Source organism: Legionellales bacterium (genome assembly GCA_026125385.1).
Taxonomy (GTDB): Bacteria; Pseudomonadota; Gammaproteobacteria; order JAHCLG01; family JAHCLG01; genus JAHCLG01.
Map to the genome: position 1 here is coordinate 155,488 of JAHCLG010000001.1, position 19,799 is coordinate 175,286.

The 19,799-nt window shown below is 39.3% G+C and carries 10 protein-coding genes; 6 read left to right on the forward strand and 4 right to left on the reverse strand.

Going from position 1 to position 19,799, the window contains the following annotated elements; translation table 11 throughout:
- Nucleotides 1-191: 191 nt before the first annotated feature.
- Together KIT27_00665 and KIT27_00670 are read right to left on the reverse strand one after the other, a co-directional pair.
- Nucleotides 192-1,043: a nucleotidyl transferase AbiEii/AbiGii toxin family protein gene (locus KIT27_00665; GenBank protein MCW5588149.1), complete on the reverse strand. Its 852-nt coding sequence runs from the start codon at nt 1,041-1,043 to the stop codon at nt 192-194.
- Nucleotides 1,040-1,675 (reverse strand): hypothetical protein, encoded by a 636-nt coding sequence (locus tag KIT27_00670; GenBank protein MCW5588150.1) that lies wholly within the window; start codon nt 1,673-1,675, stop codon nt 1,040-1,042. The genes KIT27_00665 and KIT27_00670 overlap by 4 nt, the downstream gene beginning before the upstream one ends.
- 491 nt (nt 1,676-2,166) lie before the next feature.
- Between KIT27_00670 and KIT27_00675 the strand changes: the two genes are divergently transcribed.
- The 5 genes from KIT27_00675 (at nt 2,167) to KIT27_00695 (ending at nt 5,501) form a co-directional block, all read left to right on the forward strand.
- Entirely contained in the window at nt 2,167-2,625 is a 459-nt protein-coding gene (locus tag KIT27_00675) for an SRPBCC domain-containing protein (protein ID MCW5588151.1), read from the forward strand.
- 172 nt (nt 2,626-2,797) lie between these two features.
- Entirely contained in the window at nt 2,798-3,205 is a 408-nt protein-coding gene (locus KIT27_00680; protein ID MCW5588152.1) for a nucleotidyltransferase substrate binding protein, read from the forward strand.
- Nucleotides 3,198-3,488 carry a nucleotidyltransferase domain-containing protein gene (locus KIT27_00685; GenBank protein MCW5588153.1) on the forward strand — a complete coding sequence of 97 codons (291 nt, stop codon included), beginning with the start codon at nt 3,198-3,200 and terminating at the stop codon, nt 3,486-3,488. The genes KIT27_00680 and KIT27_00685 overlap by 8 nt, the downstream gene beginning before the upstream one ends.
- On the forward strand, nt 3,473-4,942 hold the full coding sequence (gene pabB / locus KIT27_00690) for an aminodeoxychorismate synthase component I (GenBank protein MCW5588154.1): 1,470 nt from the start codon (nt 3,473-3,475) through the stop codon (nt 4,940-4,942). Before KIT27_00685 ends, pabB begins: the two co-directional genes overlap by 16 nt.
- Entirely contained in the window at nt 4,926-5,501 is a 576-nt protein-coding gene (locus KIT27_00695; GenBank protein ID MCW5588155.1) for an aminodeoxychorismate/anthranilate synthase component II, read from the forward strand. The genes pabB and KIT27_00695 overlap by 17 nt, the downstream gene beginning before the upstream one ends.
- 22 nt (nt 5,502-5,523) lie before the next feature.
- On the opposite strand, the gene KIT27_00700 is transcribed toward KIT27_00695, so the two are convergent.
- A complete protein-coding gene (locus tag KIT27_00700) occupies nt 5,524-7,464 on the reverse strand; it encodes a response regulator (protein MCW5588156.1) in 1,941 nt (646 codons plus the stop codon).
- Between the two features lie 23 nt (nt 7,465-7,487).
- Between KIT27_00700 and KIT27_00705 the strand changes: the two genes are divergently transcribed.
- On the forward strand, nt 7,488-7,619 hold the full coding sequence (locus KIT27_00705; protein ID MCW5588157.1) for a DUF4160 domain-containing protein: 132 nt from the start codon (nt 7,488-7,490) through the stop codon (nt 7,617-7,619).
- A gap of 145 nt (nt 7,620-7,764) precedes the next feature.
- Here KIT27_00705 and KIT27_00710 read toward each other — a convergent pair whose 3' ends face one another.
- Entirely contained in the window at nt 7,765-19,767 is a 12,003-nt protein-coding gene (locus KIT27_00710; GenBank protein ID MCW5588158.1) for an RHS repeat protein, read from the reverse strand.
- Nucleotides 19,768-19,799 lie beyond the last annotated feature (32 nt).

Sequence of the window (19,799 nt, forward strand, 5' to 3'; positions counted from 1 at the left end):
TGCAATATCTCAGGGTGGAAAATAACGCTGTAACTAACTGATTCTAAACGACCTGAAAGTGCATGAAATGCAAAAAGCGTTTGAGGTGCTTTTCTTTATAAAACAAAAAGTTGCATTTTTATGTGCTCCTATCTTAAAATCCCTCGGGGGGTAACCCCCGTGCCGGTTCGACTCCGGCCCCGGGCACCATTTTATTGATTTAGTTTTCTGAGCAATCCCAAAAATAAATCTTTACTCCAAGCATCTACGGTATGAGTAAGCTTGCTTGGCAAAAATGGCTTTACATCATTTGCAACTGCTTCCCAATTTAAAGATTCAATTCTTTTGGCAAGCGCGTTGCTTAGCCATTCATGTGAAATATCAATCGTTTGGTCTTCGTAAGGACCGCATTGTTTGAGCGCATTTTTTAACAAAGTGTAATTTGGCTGAATTTTTTGTTGGATATACCAAGTGAAGTCAAACCAGTCTCTTCCTTTGATATATTTTCTGCATAATAGCGCATGGCATTTTCCGGCAAATAAGCTAGGTAGATCTTGCGTGATAATGGGCAAAGGATAAGGATAATCCAAAACATGTGTTTCGGGGGTTGATCCTGCAGGTGGGTTAGTATCTATTTCTAATTTAATATTGATAGTTTGTGTATCAAAATGCGTTCTCTCATAGTGTAAGTTTAATACTTTCCCAAAAGAGTTTTCTTTGAGAAAGGCTTTTTTTACCGTATCAGAAGCTTTGCTTCGATCGATGACAGAAAGCGATAACCCAAAAGCTTCAAATTCTGTTTTAATTGCCGCTAAATAGAGCTCCCATTTGAATGATTGATCAGGCGCATTAAGAATGAAGTCAAGATCCTCAGAAAATCTTGTTAAACCATGAATAATGCGAAGGCAAGTTCCACCTTGAAACATGGCGTGTTTAAAAAAACCAGCACGCGCAAGGCCTGCTAAAGCCACTTCTTGGCTAATTTCTTTAAGGGCATTGAGTTCAGCTTGCTTTGTCTCAATGGTATAAGTGTTAAGGCGATCGGTAATAATATCGATGGTCATTGTTTTAATTCCTTGAAAAAAAACTGTACTGTTTTTCTTGTGAGTTTATGAGGATATGTTTTGCTGAGCTCAGCTAACATGCCTAATTTATGGTTTTTAATACACTCTTCTTCAATACGTAAATCAAACATAAGATCGTTGATTGATTCCCACTTTTTTTTTCGGCAGTAAATCATATCCGCAATGGCTTTCCAAGGATCGGCCATTAAGTACCTTGCATCATTTTCTTTGATGTAAGCAACCCCCAGTTTAAATGAGTCATTCGGAATTTTTTCAAAGCTAAATTCTCCGACTGGTGTGTTGAATGATTTAGTTTGTTTTACTGTGGCGCTACAAGTCACAGACACTCTTTCGGGAATCCATCCGTGATAACTCAATGCGGATTCGAAGCTAATGTAAGAGGGGCCATAAATAAACTGGGCCAATTCAAAAGAGTTGATTAAGGGTTTATTAGTGATATGACGAATGAGGTAATAATCGCGCCTAAGTCGCTGAAGATAACCCTCATCTACCGCGCGTTTGATAATTGCTTTTCTGGCATCTTCAGTGCCAGTCAGTATCGCTTTCAGCTCAGTGCCGGAGATGAAGTAGCGAGACCAGTTGACGAGTTGTTGCAGGAGAGTTGAGTTCATAGATTAATCACAATATTTATTAGATAGTGTCACTATATGACACTATCTAATAAATATCAAATTTTAGTCCAAAATACTGTGGCGAGAATTTTGCGGAAGTGGGTTGGGGTTAAATGTGGCTTTGCCAGGATGGGTATTAACTGACCATTTTTGCCTATATTGGACAGGAGTTTCGCACTTAGGCAAAACTTCTGTTGGACATTTCTTTATGGCAGATCTTGCTTTTGGAGTGTTGGGTTTATTATGTATTTTCTGGTGATGTAACTTCTGGGTAACTGTCATGAATGCTCGATCTATCTTCGCATTTGGTGCTGCCTATACCCATTTATTAGACATCACAAAACGGAAAAATTTCAATTGTTATAATGCGTGACCTGTATTATGGTTGTCAGGCATTCTATTGCTAATGCTCATATTGGTGTTACTAATCATAGTAGAAACATCAAGCCTACTTGGCAATGAACCTAATTTTTAAAAGAAGGTGAGAAAAAATGAGTGAAATAAAAACAGAAATTTTGATTAACGCGAATGCTCAAAAGGTTTGGCAAGTGTTGACTGAGTTTGCTGACTATCCAAGTTGGAATCGATTTTTTAGTCATATTGCCGGTGAATTAAAAATAGGTGGTAAACTGGCAATTACTATTTCGCCGCCAGGTGGCAAACCGATGAATTTTACTCCAAATATAATCGCACTGAATAAGGATAAAGAATTACGTTGGCGCGGTAAATTTATCTCGCGTTTTTTGTTTCAGGGTGAGCATTATTTTTTACTTGATCAATTAAATGAACATGAAATACTATTTATACATGGCGAACACTTTACTGGATTATTGACGCCTATTTTTTCATGGTTTGGTTTGTTAAAGGAAACCAAACAAGGATTTCTGCAATTCAATCAAGCGATAAAGCAAAAATCAGAGTCATTTTGTGAGGTGCCAAACAGCATATGATTAAGACTTTATTCCAAACGATTAAAAGGGACTATGTAGAAATGACATTAAGTTGTTTCCTTATTTTTTTGCGCAATCTGTGCAAGGGACTTAACATCCCTCGGGGGTTAACCCCCGTGCCGGTTTCACTCCGGCCCCGGGCACCAATCACCTTTCGAGGGGAGGCTCTTTTATGCTGCTAGATTTAAGTGCATTAAAAAACGCAATTAACTCGCTTGAGGAGGCTATTCAGTATTCCTTACATCTTCCCACTAATATCAAAGCCGATATAGTCCGCGACTCTGTCATTCAACGTTTTGAGTATAGCTATGAATTAAGTTGGAAATTATTGCAACGCTGGTTAAGCATTAATGTAAGCCCAGAAGAAGCCGATCCCCGAACTAAAAAAGATTTATTTAGATTAGCCGCCCAAAAAAAATTAATTGATAATCCTGAAGATTGGTTTGAATTCGCAGAAGCCAGAAATAATGTGGCACATACTTATAATGAAAAAAAAGCGCAATATGTTTATAAGATTGCGCTTAAATTTTTAGCCTCTGCAAAATATTTATTGCAAAAATTAGAGCAAGCCAATGCTTGATATCAATCCTCAACATTTACTTGAAATTAAAGCTATTCTTCAAGAATACGCACCTGGAGTCACAGTAAAAGCATTTGGATCGCGGGTTAAGGGAACTGCTCAGCCATTTTCAGATTTAGATTTATTATTAATCGATAAATGCGCTATTCCAGTTTCACAAATGAATGAATTAAAACTGGCGTTTTCCAATTCACAATTGCCCATCATGATTGACTTAGTCGATTGGCATGATATTTCCACAGAATTTCAGCAAGCAATCGAGGCAGAATGTATAACCCTATAAATAATAAATACTCATTTCCGTTAATTAAAAAAGTAAACTATATTAACCCCGTCCATGTACTTCTTTCGCTTCAAGAGGTTAATAATTTATGTTTTCTTGATAGTGCGAAAAAGCATATAGAGCAGGGGAGATATAGCTTTTTAGGAATTGATCCTTTTGCTACTTACTCAATAAAGCAAGGCAAAGTGCTTTCTGCTAGAGATCAGATCGGCGAAAATCCTTTTCATGAATTAAAAAAAATGATTAAGCCATTTCAGCAAGCTATAAAAGACAATAATAATAAAAACTTACCGCCATTTACAGGTGGCGCAATGGGTTATTTTGCTTATGAACTACTACATTACTTAGAAAATATACCTTACCCAGCTTTTGATAAACTAGATGTGCCTGATATGACCATGGGCTTTTATGACTGTGTCATAGTTTGGGATCATTTTGAAAAAGAGGTTTGGATTTTTTCCCACGGTTTTCCTGAGCTAGAAATGACTAAACGATATAAAAGAGCTTTAGCGAGAATGCAATGGCTTGAGAATATTCTTTATTTAGCAAAAAATAAAGAAATGCATCATAGAGCATCCTGGTGGTTTAACAATGAAAACAAGATCACGTCAAATTTTTCCAAATCTTCCTATCTAAATAACGTAAAAAAAATTATTGAGCACATACATGCCGGCGATATCTTTCAAGCAAATTTTACTCAACTATTTTCGGGCAAGTTGCCGAGAGGAGTAAGCGCCTTTGATTTATTTCTCATCACCCGAGAAAAAAATCCTGCGCCGTTTTCAGCCTGGTTGAATTTTGATAAGGTGCAAATCGTTTCTGCCTCTCCTGAACGATTTTTAAAATTAGACCATGGTATGGTTGAAACTCGCCCGATCAAAGGCACGAAACCGCGAGGCAATAATCTTCAACATGATAATTTATTAAGAATAGCACTCTCCCAAAGCGAAAAAGATCGAGCTGAAAATATTATGATCGTTGATCTAATGCGTAATGATTTATCGCGGGTCTGTGAACCAGATTCTGTGAGGGTTGAAAAATTATGCGAGGTCGAATCGTATGAAACTGTTCACCATCTCGTATCCTCAATTATAGGAAAATTACATCCTCAATTTGACGCAATTGATTTATTAATGGCAACTTTTCCAGGTGGTTCGATAACCGGTGCGCCAAAGGTCAAAGCCATGGAAATCATCTCAAGGCTCGAGCAACACACGCGCGGCGTTTATTGTGGAAGTATTGGCTATATAGGTTTTAATGGCAATATGGATACCTCTATTTCAATTCGGACATACACACTTAAAAGTGAAAATGTATGGTTTCAAGCGGGTGGTGGTATTGTCGCTGATTCTAGTTGTCTTGATGAATATGAGGAAAGTCTTACTAAATCTAAGATCCTTAAAACGATTCTGCAAGGGCAATTATCGGGAAATGATCATGATCCTGTTAATTGATAATTACGATTCATTTGTTTATAACTTAGGTCGCTATATTATTCAACTAGGCGAAGAAATTACCGTTGTCAGAAATGATCGGATTACACTCGATGATATTGAAAAATTAGCACCAGCTAAAATTATTATTTCTCCAGGTCCGTGTGCTCCCAATCAAGCAGGAATTTCACTGGCAGTGGTGAAACACTTTTATCAATCTATTCCTCTACTGGGTATTTGCTTAGGTCATCAAACTATAGGTCAAGCATTGGGTGGCAATATCATCCGCGCAAAAAAACCGATGCATGGCAAAGCCTCGACAATTATTCATAATCAAGCAGGCGTATTTGCGGGTTTGCCATCCCCATTATCCGTGGGTCGCTATCATTCATTAATTATTGAAAAAGCCAGCTTGCCTAGTATGTTAATGATTACAGCAGAGACAGAGGAAGGTGAAATCATGGCGATTGAACATAAGCACTTTCCTGTTGTGGGCTTACAATTTCATCCTGAATCGGTGAATACGGAATTGGGGTATGAAATATTGGGTAATTTTTTAGCTTATATTGGTAAAAGATAAATATTGATGATGTTATTTGAATTTAACCTGCAATCACCTTTTCCACAATCATTTTAAAATCTTCTTGAGAAGCGGGTTTGGCTAAAAAATAATTGGCGCCGGCATTAAGTATTAAGTTTGGATCGGGAAAGCTGCTATTCGCGGTTAGTACGCAAATCGGAGTGGAGGTAAGTTCGCGAATTTTTTCAATGCTCATTGCACCTTTACTATCGGGTAATCCTAGGTCAAGAAAAATTAAATGATATTGATGCTGTTGAATAAGGCTGATGGCCTGTTGAATTGAATCTGCAATATCAATTTTACATTGTAAATTTTCTAATATCACTCTGGCAACTTTTTGAGAAAAATGATCATCCTCCACTAATAAAACGTGTAAAGAGGAGAGCGGGCTTGGATTGATTTTTGGATTATCAATCAATTGCCACAACCGAATAATTTCATCTACCATGACGCTTGGACTTAATGGTTTTGAAATTGTGTAGTGAAGATTTAGAGTCTGCAATGTTTCTTTTAAATAATCATGTTGTGGTTGTAATAAAATAATAAAATGTGTTTGATTATTTTCAACACTGGTCGTTAAAGCCAAAACGTAAGTTAATAAATCATTATTATCGACTTCATCATCCACAATCACTAATGAATAGGGTAATTGCTGTTGTTTAGCACGATTAATCATGGTTATTGCTTGTTTACTGGTGCTTAAGTGCGCTTTTTGCGGATATAAATGACGACACAAAATTTCACCCCGTTCGGGATTATCATCAATCACTAAAATGCGCATCACTTCTTTTACGCTATGTTGAAAAAATGATTTAGGTAATTCTGGATGAATTTTGGCGTGTAAGGTTAAAGTAAAAACGGAACCTTTATTGATTTGGCTGCTGACGCTCAGATCGCCACCCAAAATTTTTGCCATTTGTTTAGCAATCGATAAACCAATACCCGATCCTAAGCTGGCATGTTCTTGGTTGGGGATTTGATAAAATCGCTCAAAAATATAATTTAATTGATCGCTAGGCATCCCTTTGCCGGTATCTTTTACCGTGAGATGAAATTCTAGGCTATCTGCAAGATAGGGTTTGGTTTCGACGTTGATTAATACATAGCCTTTATCGGTAAATTTCACCGCATTTGAAATTAGATTTAAAATAATACGGCGAATAATTTGTGGATCGCTCTCAATGCGGCGTGGGATACTGTGATCATAATTTAAAATAATCTTTAATTTTTTTCCTTGTGCACGATTTGCAATCGATTTAATAATATTTTCAATCAGTAATTTTAAGTCAAATATTTCATATTTAGCGGAAAGTTTTCCAGCCTCGATAATTGAAAAATTTAATAATTCATCCACCAATTTTAAAATGAGTTGCCCAGATTCTAAAATACCGTGAATGTATTCATTTTGATCGGGATAATGGCGGCGAGCATTCAAAATTTCTGCCATGCCCAAAATAGCGTGCAGTGGGGCTTTAATATCATGACTGGTATTTCCCAATAAATCGCTCATCGCTCGATTTTTATTTTCAAGTGCCTGTTGCCGTTGGCTAAAATAATTCATAAAGTTAGATTGGCTTAAGTCAAACGTCATACCGCAATGACCGATGCAATGTTGCTGCTCGTCGCGTAACGGAAAGCTATGGTCGGCTAATAAGCGAATTTCCCCATCGGGGCGTTTAATATGAAAATGTTTATACTGCGCCGAAAAATCCCCTTGTTGATAGGCTTGAATTTTTTTGAGTGTGTCTTCTGCTAATTCATCGCGCATGATAGCATCACACCAAATCTGCGGATGCTGATAAACTTCCGCATTGGGTATCCCCCAAATTTTTTCAAACGCGGGGCTGACATAAATAAACTGACTTAAATCAGGATTACTTAACCAATACACACAATCTTGATGTTCACCGAGAAGAGCGAACAGCGATTTTAATTGTTGTACTGAGTCTGAAAATGGACCCATAATCATCCTAGAGTAAATGAGTACTGCCGCTTATTCTACAAGATTGGGATGATCACGCGCCACCCCATTTTCATGCTTTATATGCTGAATATGAAGCGCTTATCGATATTAAAATGCTTGAGGTGATACAAGGATCTATGGCAAAGGACCCTTAATGTTGATACTGGAATGGGCATCTGATCACAGAATAGAATTACTAGAGGATTGGAAATTATGCGAAATATATCAATCACCCAAAAAAAATATCCCCGCTGAAAAAGTTTGTACGCCTCCCTGGCGGTTAGCTAAAGTGAAGCCACTTCATTGCACGCCGGTTACTTTTTCTAAGACATTCAGTGCGGTGGTATAGGTTTCATTGCGTGTTAAGCGACTGAAAAAATCATCTTGGCCGGGAATGGACTGAAACGCCATCAATGTCGCTTGCTCACCGCCTTGAAGGGCTGCTTTGCCTAATTCATGCCATTGAAAATGATGTTCAGTATGATCTAAAAAGCTTACGCCTTGAGTTGCAATATCCGCTGCGGTCGCCACAGCAGCACCCATCGCGGCATCTTCCGCTGCCAGTGTCATTAAGTCGGGTAGGGTGAGCGAGCCTATCGCTGTGCCCGCTGCCGCATTGGCCGAGCCAAGCATGTCGGCATATAAGGCTGAGGCTAATCCATCGGTTACGACCGCTGCCACCACATCAATCACCGCCATTGCGACAATAGCCCACCATTTATGATGAGGATGATGCTCTTGTAACACGGGAATAGGCATATTGGGATAAAAGCTGCCGAATAATTCCACTTGTTCATCATCTACTGCCGTGCTTTGTTGAGCGTTGGTTAATTGCTCGGCTGGTGAAATTAGTAAATGCGTGCCGGCTTCTGCGAAGGTTTGACTTAATGGAAATCCATTGGCAACATCACTCGCGCGAGTAGGATCGCCCAAATACCGAGATGCAATCGGCTCTAGCGAATCTCCTTGCTCGGCTGCAATCGTAATATTGGATTGAGTCGGTAAATTCCCAGTTTCGGCTGAGAGATGAATATCTTCATCAAATGAGACGGGGGGTAAGGGGGCTGTCTCCAATACCGGGGATTGTAGTGGAATTAAGGCCATGGGTGTTTGACGGAATAGGCTAGTCATTGCCACTTGAGCGTCGGGTGAGAGTGATAATAAGTTGCCCGCACGTCCAATCAACTGCTGTTGATAATAAAAGAAATGCTCGAAATACCAATGGGTATCGACGTGCTGCATGGCTAATACACGCTGCCCTGTGGGTGTATTTAAAAATCGCATCGTCACCGGTGGAACGTGCGAGCCGGGATACCCACCCATCTTAACAATCGGCATGCCATAAGAGTCGACATATTCAACCACGGTGCCAAAAGCCGTATTGGCTTGATTGTTGCGGGTTCGCGTACCACTCGCCACCACGATGGTCGGTTCATCAAATCCTGCTTGTTGGTGGGTGATAGTATCATGTAACGTATCTTCCGGCACGGCATTACCATCGTAGGTTAACGTTTCATCTCGTGTTTGTCCTGTCACCACATTCGCATTGTCTAACTGAAACTGAGTTTGAGATGTCGTCACCGTACGACCGTCTGCAGATACGGTTACCACTTCTTGATGGTCTAAAGCAGCGGTATCGTTATAGCTTAAGGTCGTGACCTCACTTCGCGGTTGACTTGCCGCAGCGCGTTTTACATCCGCTTCTGCGGGCAGAGGATTATGATGAAACCAATCATTCAAGATTGAAGGACGAGTACCCACATTATTATGGGTGATTTGATGAATGTATTGTCCGTGAAAAAATGTCCACTCCCACGACTCGCCATGATTATTGGCTATCTTTTGTAAAATACCATTCGGATAATACGAGAGCGTATCGTAATTACCTTGCAAGTTGTTATCCGTTGAAGGGTATAACACCGTGACTCGTAAACCCGTTTTAGGATCATACTGGATTTCATAGCCTTGTTTCGCCGTGCGAATAATTTGATTATCTTGATAAACACCCTTGGCAATTAGAATGCGTCCGGCAGGTGTGCGTTTATAGTAATTCACTTGCGACACTCTGGGATCATCACTTCCCCAGACACTCACGCCGTCAATCGTGATACATTGGCACAAAACAACAATGTTATTTGACCACATCAGGTAGCCATCGATATCATAACCGTGTTCGCCAGCATAAACTGTATCGCGCAAGGTATCCAATACCTTACCAGAAAAAGTAGTCCATCTATCCACCAGTAATTGGCCGTGTTGACCGGTTATTTGCTGACGATATTCTCGTCCATTTAAATCTTGCATTGTCCAAACACGTTGTTGCTCAACATCGTTAAAATGGAACAATGGTGAGCCATTGGCATTGTAAATAAACTGCTCGGCAAGCATTGGCGTTGGAGTCGGATCGTTACTTTCTATGGCTAAACTGGTGCCATGAATACTCGGATAAACTTGATTGGGTGCGCTAGGTTTTGTGCTTTTGCGTGAGATGACTTGTTGCATGCGATTTAATTCGGAAGTTGTGATTACACCGCTTAAATCCGTATGGGTCATGGCCTCTCCTGAAAACGCCCGTTTCCAAGTCAATGCGGTACCATTCGGATATTGAATGGAAATAGGTTGACCGCTAGGGTAGTGATACGCAGTAATCGATTGCATTTTTCCAGCAATAAATTCTCCATTTTGACGACCCATTGCGTCGAAAGAAAATGTGCGTAAAAAATAATCGTTTAACCTTATTTCTAATCCTAGCGCATTACATTGGTGATGAGTGATGTTATTGCACATATCGGTCGTGGTGACTAAATTACCCCGGGGATCGCGAGCCATTGTGATTGCCATGGCGCCATTAATATCGCGATAAAGAATTTCACCATACGCAGAAACTCTGTATCGAATAGCTACTAAATCGCGATCGATCGCACTTAAGACATCACCTACGGCATTGAGCAAATAAACTTGATTCGCCCCAGATGCTGATTGCTTCACAATTAAATGCCCTGATGGGTTATAACCCGTTATCCGTTTGGGTCGAACTTTGCTGCCTTGACTATTGGTAAGACTTACGACGCGACGTTCAGGCTCCGTGACCGACGTTTGTTTGCCCATTTTATTGGTTGTAAAATCGTAGCGATCGCCATTCGGTAAGGTGAGAGACGTTCGTGAAAAACGATCGTATTCTTGTCTTGCGACAGGAGTAGCCGCTTGATAAGGATTATAAACGGATGTTGGGAACCATATGCTGAGCATGCCGTCGGTGTAATCAAAACAACTTACGATATTACCATCTTTGTTGGTTGGTCCCAAAGAGGATGCAGAAATGGTTTTTTTATGACTATCGCAAAAATTTAAAATGTAATGATAGCGGCCTCGATGAGCTAAACCTGGCGAAGGTATGGTTAGCATGCCATAGTTAGCATCAACATGAATATTTTCAAAATAAGGCCATTCTTGAGTAGAACGCGGATAATGTTTCAGCAGTTGCCAATCTGCATCGCTTAAATAATGCATGCTGGCTGTGGCGGTATCTTTGGGGATCGGATACACCAGTAGTTTGTTTTGACTGCTTGATAATATGCAAGAGGGTTCAATGTGATTAACTGTAACTAAATTAGGAATATTTCCACTGTAAATTTCAACGGGAAAACTGCCAGAGCTACCTGGCAAATAAAGCGTGACTCTCAGTGATGAATGAGTATTCATGACAACTCTATCGCCATAACTTCCCTGGGGTCCTAAATAGGCCATGGGCACTGGGCTAATCTGATTTATCACCGTGCTCCAACTATAGTTATCATGATGTTGGTAAGAAAGCCCAATGTCGGTTGCATAATGTGGAATTGCCAAACTATATTCTGTTGTATCAATTTCTTTTGAAAAATTATAGGATTGCACGTCGCTTTCATACCCATCTGCAGTCACTTGCAAAGTCACATGAGTGGTGAATACTATATTAGTTCTACAGCCTTGGAGTTGGGGTGGTAGTGTCCAAGAGAGTTTAGCCGTTAACCACTCTAAACTGAGGTTAACAACGGTTCCACTCAAATCTATGCGAAGATTCGTCATCATCACTTCCCGCACCACGGTTTTTATTGCCCGGTTTGGCGTATAAATATCCATGATTTGCTCAAAGTCGGTGGGTTCACTCGCATTCAGTTTATAATCTGCTTCCAGGGAAGTGTCGATAACAGAGGTTTCATTAAGCATTGTACTGCTTGAGCGAATTGGCGATATTTGATAACGGCCTGATGGCATATCGCTGATATCGACAACACCATTGCTCACCGTTTTGGTATGAGTTAACACGCCATCGATTTTAAATGCGATCGCACTAACATCGGCATGATTGCCTGATATTGAGAGCGTTTTAGGGCTGGTCTGTTCGATGACGACGTTATAAGAGGTACCTGCTACATTAGTTTTCACGGGAATAATCACCACATCTCGGTAAGTGGGGTGAACCTCGAGTTCTTTGCTAATAGGATCTCGGAAATAATATTCAATGGTGCCTTGATATAAATCGGAGGGTAGAGTGCCAACTTTTATGCCGTAAACATTCGGAATATTGGTATTTTCTAATTGGCTTTTATTATAACGTTGAATAATACTCTCTTGCCCATACTGTCTTAAAGTTAAAATAGGCTCTAAGTAAGGTTCATTCGGTTTATCCCAACAAAATACTTGTTCAGCAGATTGGCTACTAGCATTTCCTGACCAATAACGGGCTGATAATAATTCTGGTGTGCGTGGTTCTACATAATCAAAGGTGGGACGTTGTTGAGTAATGACACGACCTTGTAAATCGCGGTATAAAATGGTTTGCATAACATAACGGTAAGAAGTATTAAAAAGGGCAGGAAGGTTATCAAGCGTTATTTTCATTAAATCTTGGCTGGCCGACTGCAACACGAGTGTCACATCGCCCACACCATTTGTTAATTCAATTTGGGCAACACCGTTATTACTATTATGCTGCCACGCAAATCCCAGACTATCTCGTGTATATTGAATAGGCGGATTATCATCATGCTGTTGCGCTACCAGAAAATCTGCATCCCATGTTTGCGTTAGCGTGTGCTGTTCATTATTTTCTGGCTGAGCTCTGGTTTCCTTGGTGATACGATCTTCCAAGTCGTATTGTTTTGAATGCAATAAAAGTTGTTGCGTTATCTCTCCTGTTTGGGAAAGAACAGAGGCTTGCTCACGCCAAATCCATTGGCGTGCTTTTTTTCGATTCGCTGTATAGGTGGTAAGTGAAACAGCGTTCATCGGATCTTGTCTCGCAATTTCCAATCCACGCAGATCCATGGCCATTAAAACTGTTCGACACTCTGCATTAGGATCGATTTGAAAACTTTGCTCAGAGGGATTTAAACAATGACTGTAATGATGTTTGGCAACAATATCTCCGTGAATATTATAGTCTAAGATAACTAAAGGCGTATAGGTGGTGCTAGCCGTTATGGCATTTTCTCTGGGGATTAACGTATACGCGTATAGCCTATCGAGCTTGTCGTAATAATAAAAGCGTGAGTAACCATTAATATCGGTGACTTTAATTTTTTTACCCGTGGGACTTAATTTAATATCCGTAGTGAGATCCTGGGTTTGATCGGCAACGTCATAATGACCATTTGCTAATTGAGTTAGTGTTTGATAAGTAATACTCGCCTGCATCATCCGCTCAATTTTTCCATTTCGATCACGAATGAAACTTCGTGAATGATCTTTTTTGATATCGACTGGTGTTGCAGCAATCACTGCTTCTAAAGCGCATCCATAAGCTGGCGCAGTTTGAGTGCTCGAGGGTGCAATGGGAATAATTGCGGGTGTGGGGCTGTGATAAAGGTAATGACCGATGATTTTACCAAAAGCATTAGTAAAGGTGAGGGATAATTGATCATCCTGCAATACACCTACTGCCTCTCCCGCATGATTTCGCCAAGTTCGTTTAATGCGATAAACGTTATTGACAGGATCAACCAATTCTTTTTTTAATATTTCTTCACCAAAAGCATTGTAGGTCCAGAGTGTTTCACGGTTTATTTTGACTAACTTACCCCTTGCGGCAGTGTCACCTATCGTGGATGAAGGAATGAATGCTAACACAGGATCTGAGGTATATCTCACTTTTCGTCCGCATCGATCTACTTCTCTGAAGAATTGGCGCACCCCGCCTGGGGCTAATTTTGTGGCAAATGCTTGCATCTGACTTAACGTTAATGCAGTATTCCGATAAGCACCTAAATCATCATTGACTCGAGTGAGATAACGTTTAACACAAGTAGCCTCGGCATCTTCAAAGGTTGTGCTATAAATCCATTCTGTTAAATACTGGTTTTTATCCAAACAAAAGCGCTTTCTGCCTAATCTATCGTATTGAGTAAAACGTACTGAATTTAGATCAGACTCCATAATAACTTGATTGCGAGTATTGAATACTTGCAAGGTTGACGTTACAGCATTGGTTGCAGGGTAGTCGTTTAATGAGGTGATCGCTTTAGTTGGATCATCTAGAGGAACATTTTCTACGGTACTGCCACAACGTGATCCGCGCGGGGTATAGGCAAAGCCAATAGTTCGAGATTGATGAGAATTATAACCAGTGACAATTTCACTGATCTGAGAAGCATCATCATATTCGTAGCGTTGTATTTGCGGTCCAGTTTGATGAACGGCATTAATTTGGCCGGTCGTCGGATCGAGCGTAGTTTCAAGATAATCGTGTTCCGGTGTTAGCGTTTGCAACTGGCGTTGAGCAATATCATATTGAGTTTCCCAGGCATTACCTCGTTTATCGATGCGTCGCGTTTGTTTTTTTAGTGCGTTATAGGTAAATTTTTCACGACCACCAAGTGGATCAGCACTCATTTCGACTAAATCACGTGCATCATAGATTTTCGTATGATGTCTATCGGCATTTTCATCGTGAGTGATTGTGCTAGCAATGGTGCTTAGATTGAGCGGTTCAGGAACTTGATGCAATGGGGTAGCATATTGAATCTCATCCACAAGATTATCGTTTTCATCATATCGAAATTCGGTTACGTAATAGATCACCTTCCCTTGTTCAAAATCACTGCGCAAGCAATACACTTCACGATTCAATATATCGAAACAGTGATATTGTTGACGATCTAAATCAGAGGTTTTTAGCGTATTAGTAATCGAGTCAATGGTTAGGGAGGGCGTGAGTGAGCTAATGGCTACCGGTTGTGAATAATGGCAATCGAAAATGCAATTTCCACGTTTATCATAACGTTTTTCTGACACTTCACCTTCTGCCGTTATGCTAAAACGAGGGCGTCCGCGATTATCGACTAAATCCCAACGTTGACGATCGGAATCAATTTGATGAGCCAAGCAAAACTTTCTTACGACATCAATGCTGTTTGTTTCAAGTAATGCTGAGCTTACTGGGAGCGGTGTTTGGTATTGTCGTTGATAATAAATATGTCCGGAAGCAAGACGATGAAATTCGCTCACACGTGCGTTATTTTCATCAATATATTGCACTTCATAACAAGGATAAATAGTACCATCATAGAAATAAATACTAATACTGTCATTAGAGTCAGTAACAACTAATTTACTAAGATCATCTACAGTTGTTGCACTGTTTATTTTACTAATATCGATGCGATTCGCAAAAATAGTATGTGACGTGAGTAAATCATCGGCATCAAAAATAAAGCCTTGAGTAGCGCCATCTGCAAAAACCGTATAACATTCATTTCCCACTGCATCAAAAATGTGAAATGTCGGTTGTTTTAGTGCGTTGTATTCTACGACACAACGTCCTAATCTGTCATGTTCATAACGAGTAATTAAGTTAAGCGCATCTGGGCGATTGACTGAAATGGGATCAATAATACTTTGCTGCAGTCGACCCAATCCATCATAGTCATGATGTAGATAATATTGTATTGGCATATTGGGATCGCCAATTATTTCATCGACAACTTGATCCTGAAAATTATAAGTAGTGAGATGGTGAATATTTAAATGGGTTTCTGCATCATTACTTTCATTTTCTTCAGAATCTATCAAGACAAAATTTTCTTCAGAGCAGGCGTCTTCTTCTGGATCATCAACGAGAATAAAATCTTCGTTACTAGCAGTCGATGAGTTTGAATGCGATAAATGTTGATGGAATAATTTTGTACTTAATTCATTTAAATCTTTTTCTGGTTCAGGATCTGTAAAAATAACGCGAGCACGACCCATTTGATCTCGCACGGTGATAGTTTGAAATCCTCTTGGATCTTTCGAGGTGATAGTATCACCATGACTGTTTAGCGATACCTGCGTTTTATAGGTAGCATGATCGGGATCAAGAATTGTGATATTATGTTCACCGGCTAAATTATATTGATTCAGCGTAATCAGAGCGTCACTTGGATTATTCGGATCATGTTCTGCTAATTCTTGTTGTTCACGTCCCGCCAGTGAAAACTGCTGGGTAGAAATACTGCCATCTGACAAATGAGTTAATACACAACGACTATTCCCATCCCACTGAAAACCCGTTTGCATGCCATCACGATCTTGGTGCACTAATAAATTATTAAACGCATCGTGCCATTCAATTTCTTTAGTGTTATCAGGATAAAATGTAGTCTTACTCCGATCCACTGCGTTAAACTCAATGGTGGTTATCCGCCCAGCCGGTGATTTAATTTGCACACAACGATGAAACGCATCGGATACGTGATGGGTTGTTCGATTTAATGGTGCGATAATTTGTTGTAAATCGCCGCGCAAACTGTAGATAAATTTGGTAAATACGCCCATTTCATTAATATGTTTTTCTGTTTGGCCTAAAAAATTATAATCCCATTGCTGAGCCAAACTTAGATTACCATCTTGGCTGGTGCGAGTTTGTTGAATCATTAAATTACGTAAATCATATTCTTGAATTATGGTGATACTCTGCCCGCTACTTAATGGATCGATTCGTTGTATTTCTTGGTTAAAGGGATTGTATTGGCGTTGAGTAATTGCCCCAATCGGATTGATAATTTTACAGATATTGCCGCGTGTGTCTTGCTGATAACGAGTGATACGATCACGAGCGGGATCACTAAGCTCGGTAATTTGTTTTATAAATTCAGTCTTTGCCAAACCACCACTTAAATTATTGAGTAAATTATTTGGCAATAATTGATCCAATATGGTGTTAGAGGTCACTTCATTATCAAATGGGCTATAGGTTATCGCACAAATACCTCCTTTAGCATTGATGCTATAGACTAAGCGATGTAATGCATCGTAATAAAAATAGGTACTATACCCATCTGCATCGGTAGTCTGGATGCGTAAACCAATATCATCATATTGGTGTTGTTCACCCTTAAGATTTGCATCCAGCTTAATTTTCGCGCAAACACTGGGATTATAATAGGCAATTAATTGTGAAAATCCATCATAAATAAATTGTTCTTCAATTACTGCCGCTGATTCACCAACATAACCAGGTTGTGTTTGCACGGATTGTAATACTTTGCTGGATAAGGCTTGATCGGTTTTAAGTTTGCGAACGATTAAGCCCATGGAATCATATTCAAATTCGGTGCAGCACTGAGTGTGAGAATCCAGGATCGAAATAATATGATTATTTAAGTCATATTTTCGAGTAATTTTATGATCACTAGGATGAGGGTTAGGTGCTTGAAATGGCGCATGTTGAATATCGGCAACAGGTAGGTAATAAGCGCGGGTGGATGCGATATAATTATTAGGTTTATAGGAACGTGTTGTTAAATATCCTTCTGGATCTAGGGTTGCAATTCTTCTTCCTAAGTTGTCATATCGGAAACGAGTAACACTGATTTTATTTGTTACGAGAGATTTAATGTTAGTTAAATTATTATTTAACGCACATAGATCAATGTATCGAGTAACTTGAGTAGCATGATTTAATTTATCGTATTCGGTTTCAATTAAAAAGCCTTGAACCGTGTTATTAATAAATTTTGCAGCTTTGATTTGCGCAATTATATTATTATTTTTATCGTAAAAAAACTGGTGAAAATGATCGTGAGCAGGATCGTTATTAGGAATAATTGTTTGTTGCTGATATACATTTAGCCATTGTTCATCACTTAAGCGAGTAGCAAATTCCGTTTTATTGAGCTTACGACCTTGATTATCAAGTTGATACATCACTAAACTTCGATCGGGGCGATAATAATGCGTTTGACGATTTGCCGCATCATAGCGGAAAAATTGAGCACGATCAGTTTCGGGATTGCTTAATTGTATTTGCCATTGTGAGGGCTGTGTTAATAAAATTAAATCGTTTACGCGTTTGCTGTATTTAATGATAGCAATTTGACGATTGCGTTCATCATAGCGATATTCGGTCAAAATATTAAGTGCATTAAGGCTAGCGATTAGACGAGAGCGTTCATCTACGACTTTATGAGTTTGATTATTATCAGGATGAGTGATTAAAATGCGATTACCGGTATTGTCATAGCTGTATTGTGTGGTGCGGAGGATCGACTCAACTTGAATTTGTTGTTTGGTGATAAGACCGCGAGTATTCCAATAACGAGTTATTTGCTTTTTATTGGGATAAGTAATTTTTAGGCATTGTTTTGTGTCTTGATATTCTGTAAGCGTCGTACATTGCAATGGATCGGTATGTGATACTAATCGACCAAGACCATCAAATTTTTTAGTGATAATGGAAAAATTACCTTCTGTATTAACTTTCGTGCGATGAGTCAAGCAATGAGAGAATGCATCATATTCAAATTGTTGCTCTTGACAGTTATCATCCACCATACCGTTTCCATGTTCATCGACATGTATACACCCTTGTAAAAGCTTCAACTGTCCACGTTGATCATAACCAAATTGTTGCAAATGAATATGGTCTGGAGCTTGTGTGGCTACCCATTGTGTAATTTCTTCTAATCCAATTGCGGTGGTGAGTGACAGTCCAGTTAAATTATAAGTGTTATCTAGATAAATGCGTGTCGAAGCCAAGTTTTCATTTTCATCAAAACGATGCTCCTTCACTATACCTTGTGGATCAATTTCGAATACACACTGACGTTTATCGTTATAGACAAAACGTTTAGTAAAAGGCTGATTAGATTGGGCATCAGCAGTCGTACCATAAATCGTTTGAGTGAGTAAAAGTCCTGAATTAGGATCGCGATAATAGTGTTGCTGATTAATGTTATGATCATCGCGAGTAGTTACTGCATCGAAATTATCATACGCCACATGACTTACTTCGCCATTGGCATAATGAATTTCAGTGATTAGCGGCGTGTCATTTTGATAAACGTAGTCACATAAATCCGTTATTGTGTTGGAAAATTCAGAACTGAGACGATGAATACGACCAACTTCATCTAGAACATATATACTTGAGTGTAGATTCGGATTGGTGATTTTAGTTTGATTATTTTCGTAAATAATATGGTAGCAGCTCGATTTATCTTCTCCTGCTTGAATGATATCTACGCGCTGTTGTTCATCGTAATGAAAATGTTGGCTTGTGCCATCACTTTGCTTAATGTCGATTAATTGATGCGTTAGCGGATCATAATCAAAATGAATTTTATACGGTGTTGTATTATCCAAAGGAATACTGGTATCGATGATAAACGAATAAGTTTCATCCGCAAAAGTATGTGAAATAAGTAGTGAGCTTTTTTCTGCGGTAACTTGTGTAATCTGCAATTGCTTATTTTGCCAGGTAAATGTGTAGCGCTCACCCGAGGGACAATCCAATTGTGTTAGGCGATTATTTTCATAATGAAATTGTAGGGTTTTACCATTGGCTAATTTTTTTGAGGTTAGCTGACCCTTTTGATTAAAACTTTCTTGGGTACCTGTTAATAATTCAACGTGTTGCCACCCAAGTTCCGCAGAATATTTTAATTGGCATTGACCTTCCCTTAAACCGCGCGCGACATAACAACCTAATGCATTATCATAGCGATAATGAGTTTCTGAGCCATCTCCTTCGTTAATGATGATTTCAGAAAGAAAAATATTTGGCTCTGCTGGTGGGTTAAAGGAACGGAGACATGATAAACGCCATGGTTGTTGAGGGTCTTGCGAGTTGTAGTGTGAACCCAATGAAAATGCAAAACCATTATCTTGCACAGTGGGAGAATAATTATTGACCCCCAAATTACCCTGGGTGACATTTAAATTGATATCAAGTTTGGCCTGGCCCAACGATTGTGCTTTTTGAAAAGGAGTTAGTAAATCTTGGGTTGAACGTTTTTCACCACGTGATTTTCCAGAAACGACAACAAACGGATAAAATAAAGGCATTACACTATTTTCCTTATATTTAGTTAATTTCT

Coding starts and splice junctions, on each gene's coding strand:
- KIT27_00665 (MCW5588149.1), bottom strand. CDS start 1,043: ATGACCATCGATATTATTACCGATCGCCTTAACACTTATACCATTGAG.
- KIT27_00670 (MCW5588150.1), bottom strand. CDS start 1,675: ATGAACTCAACTCTCCTGCAACAACTCGTCAACTGGTCTCGCTACTTC.
- KIT27_00675 (MCW5588151.1), top strand. CDS start 2,167: ATGAGTGAAATAAAAACAGAAATTTTGATTAACGCGAATGCTCAAAAG.
- KIT27_00680 (MCW5588152.1), top strand. CDS start 2,798: ATGCTGCTAGATTTAAGTGCATTAAAAAACGCAATTAACTCGCTTGAG.
- KIT27_00685 (MCW5588153.1), top strand. CDS start 3,198: ATGCTTGATATCAATCCTCAACATTTACTTGAAATTAAAGCTATTCTT.
- pabB (MCW5588154.1), top strand. CDS start 3,473: ATGTATAACCCTATAAATAATAAATACTCATTTCCGTTAATTAAAAAA.
- KIT27_00695 (MCW5588155.1), top strand. CDS start 4,926: ATGATCCTGTTAATTGATAATTACGATTCATTTGTTTATAACTTAGGT.
- KIT27_00700 (MCW5588156.1), bottom strand. CDS start 7,464: ATGGGTCCATTTTCAGACTCAGTACAACAATTAAAATCGCTGTTCGCT.
- KIT27_00710 (MCW5588158.1), bottom strand. CDS start 19,767: ATGCCTTTATTTTATCCGTTTGTTGTCGTTTCTGGAAAATCACGTGGT.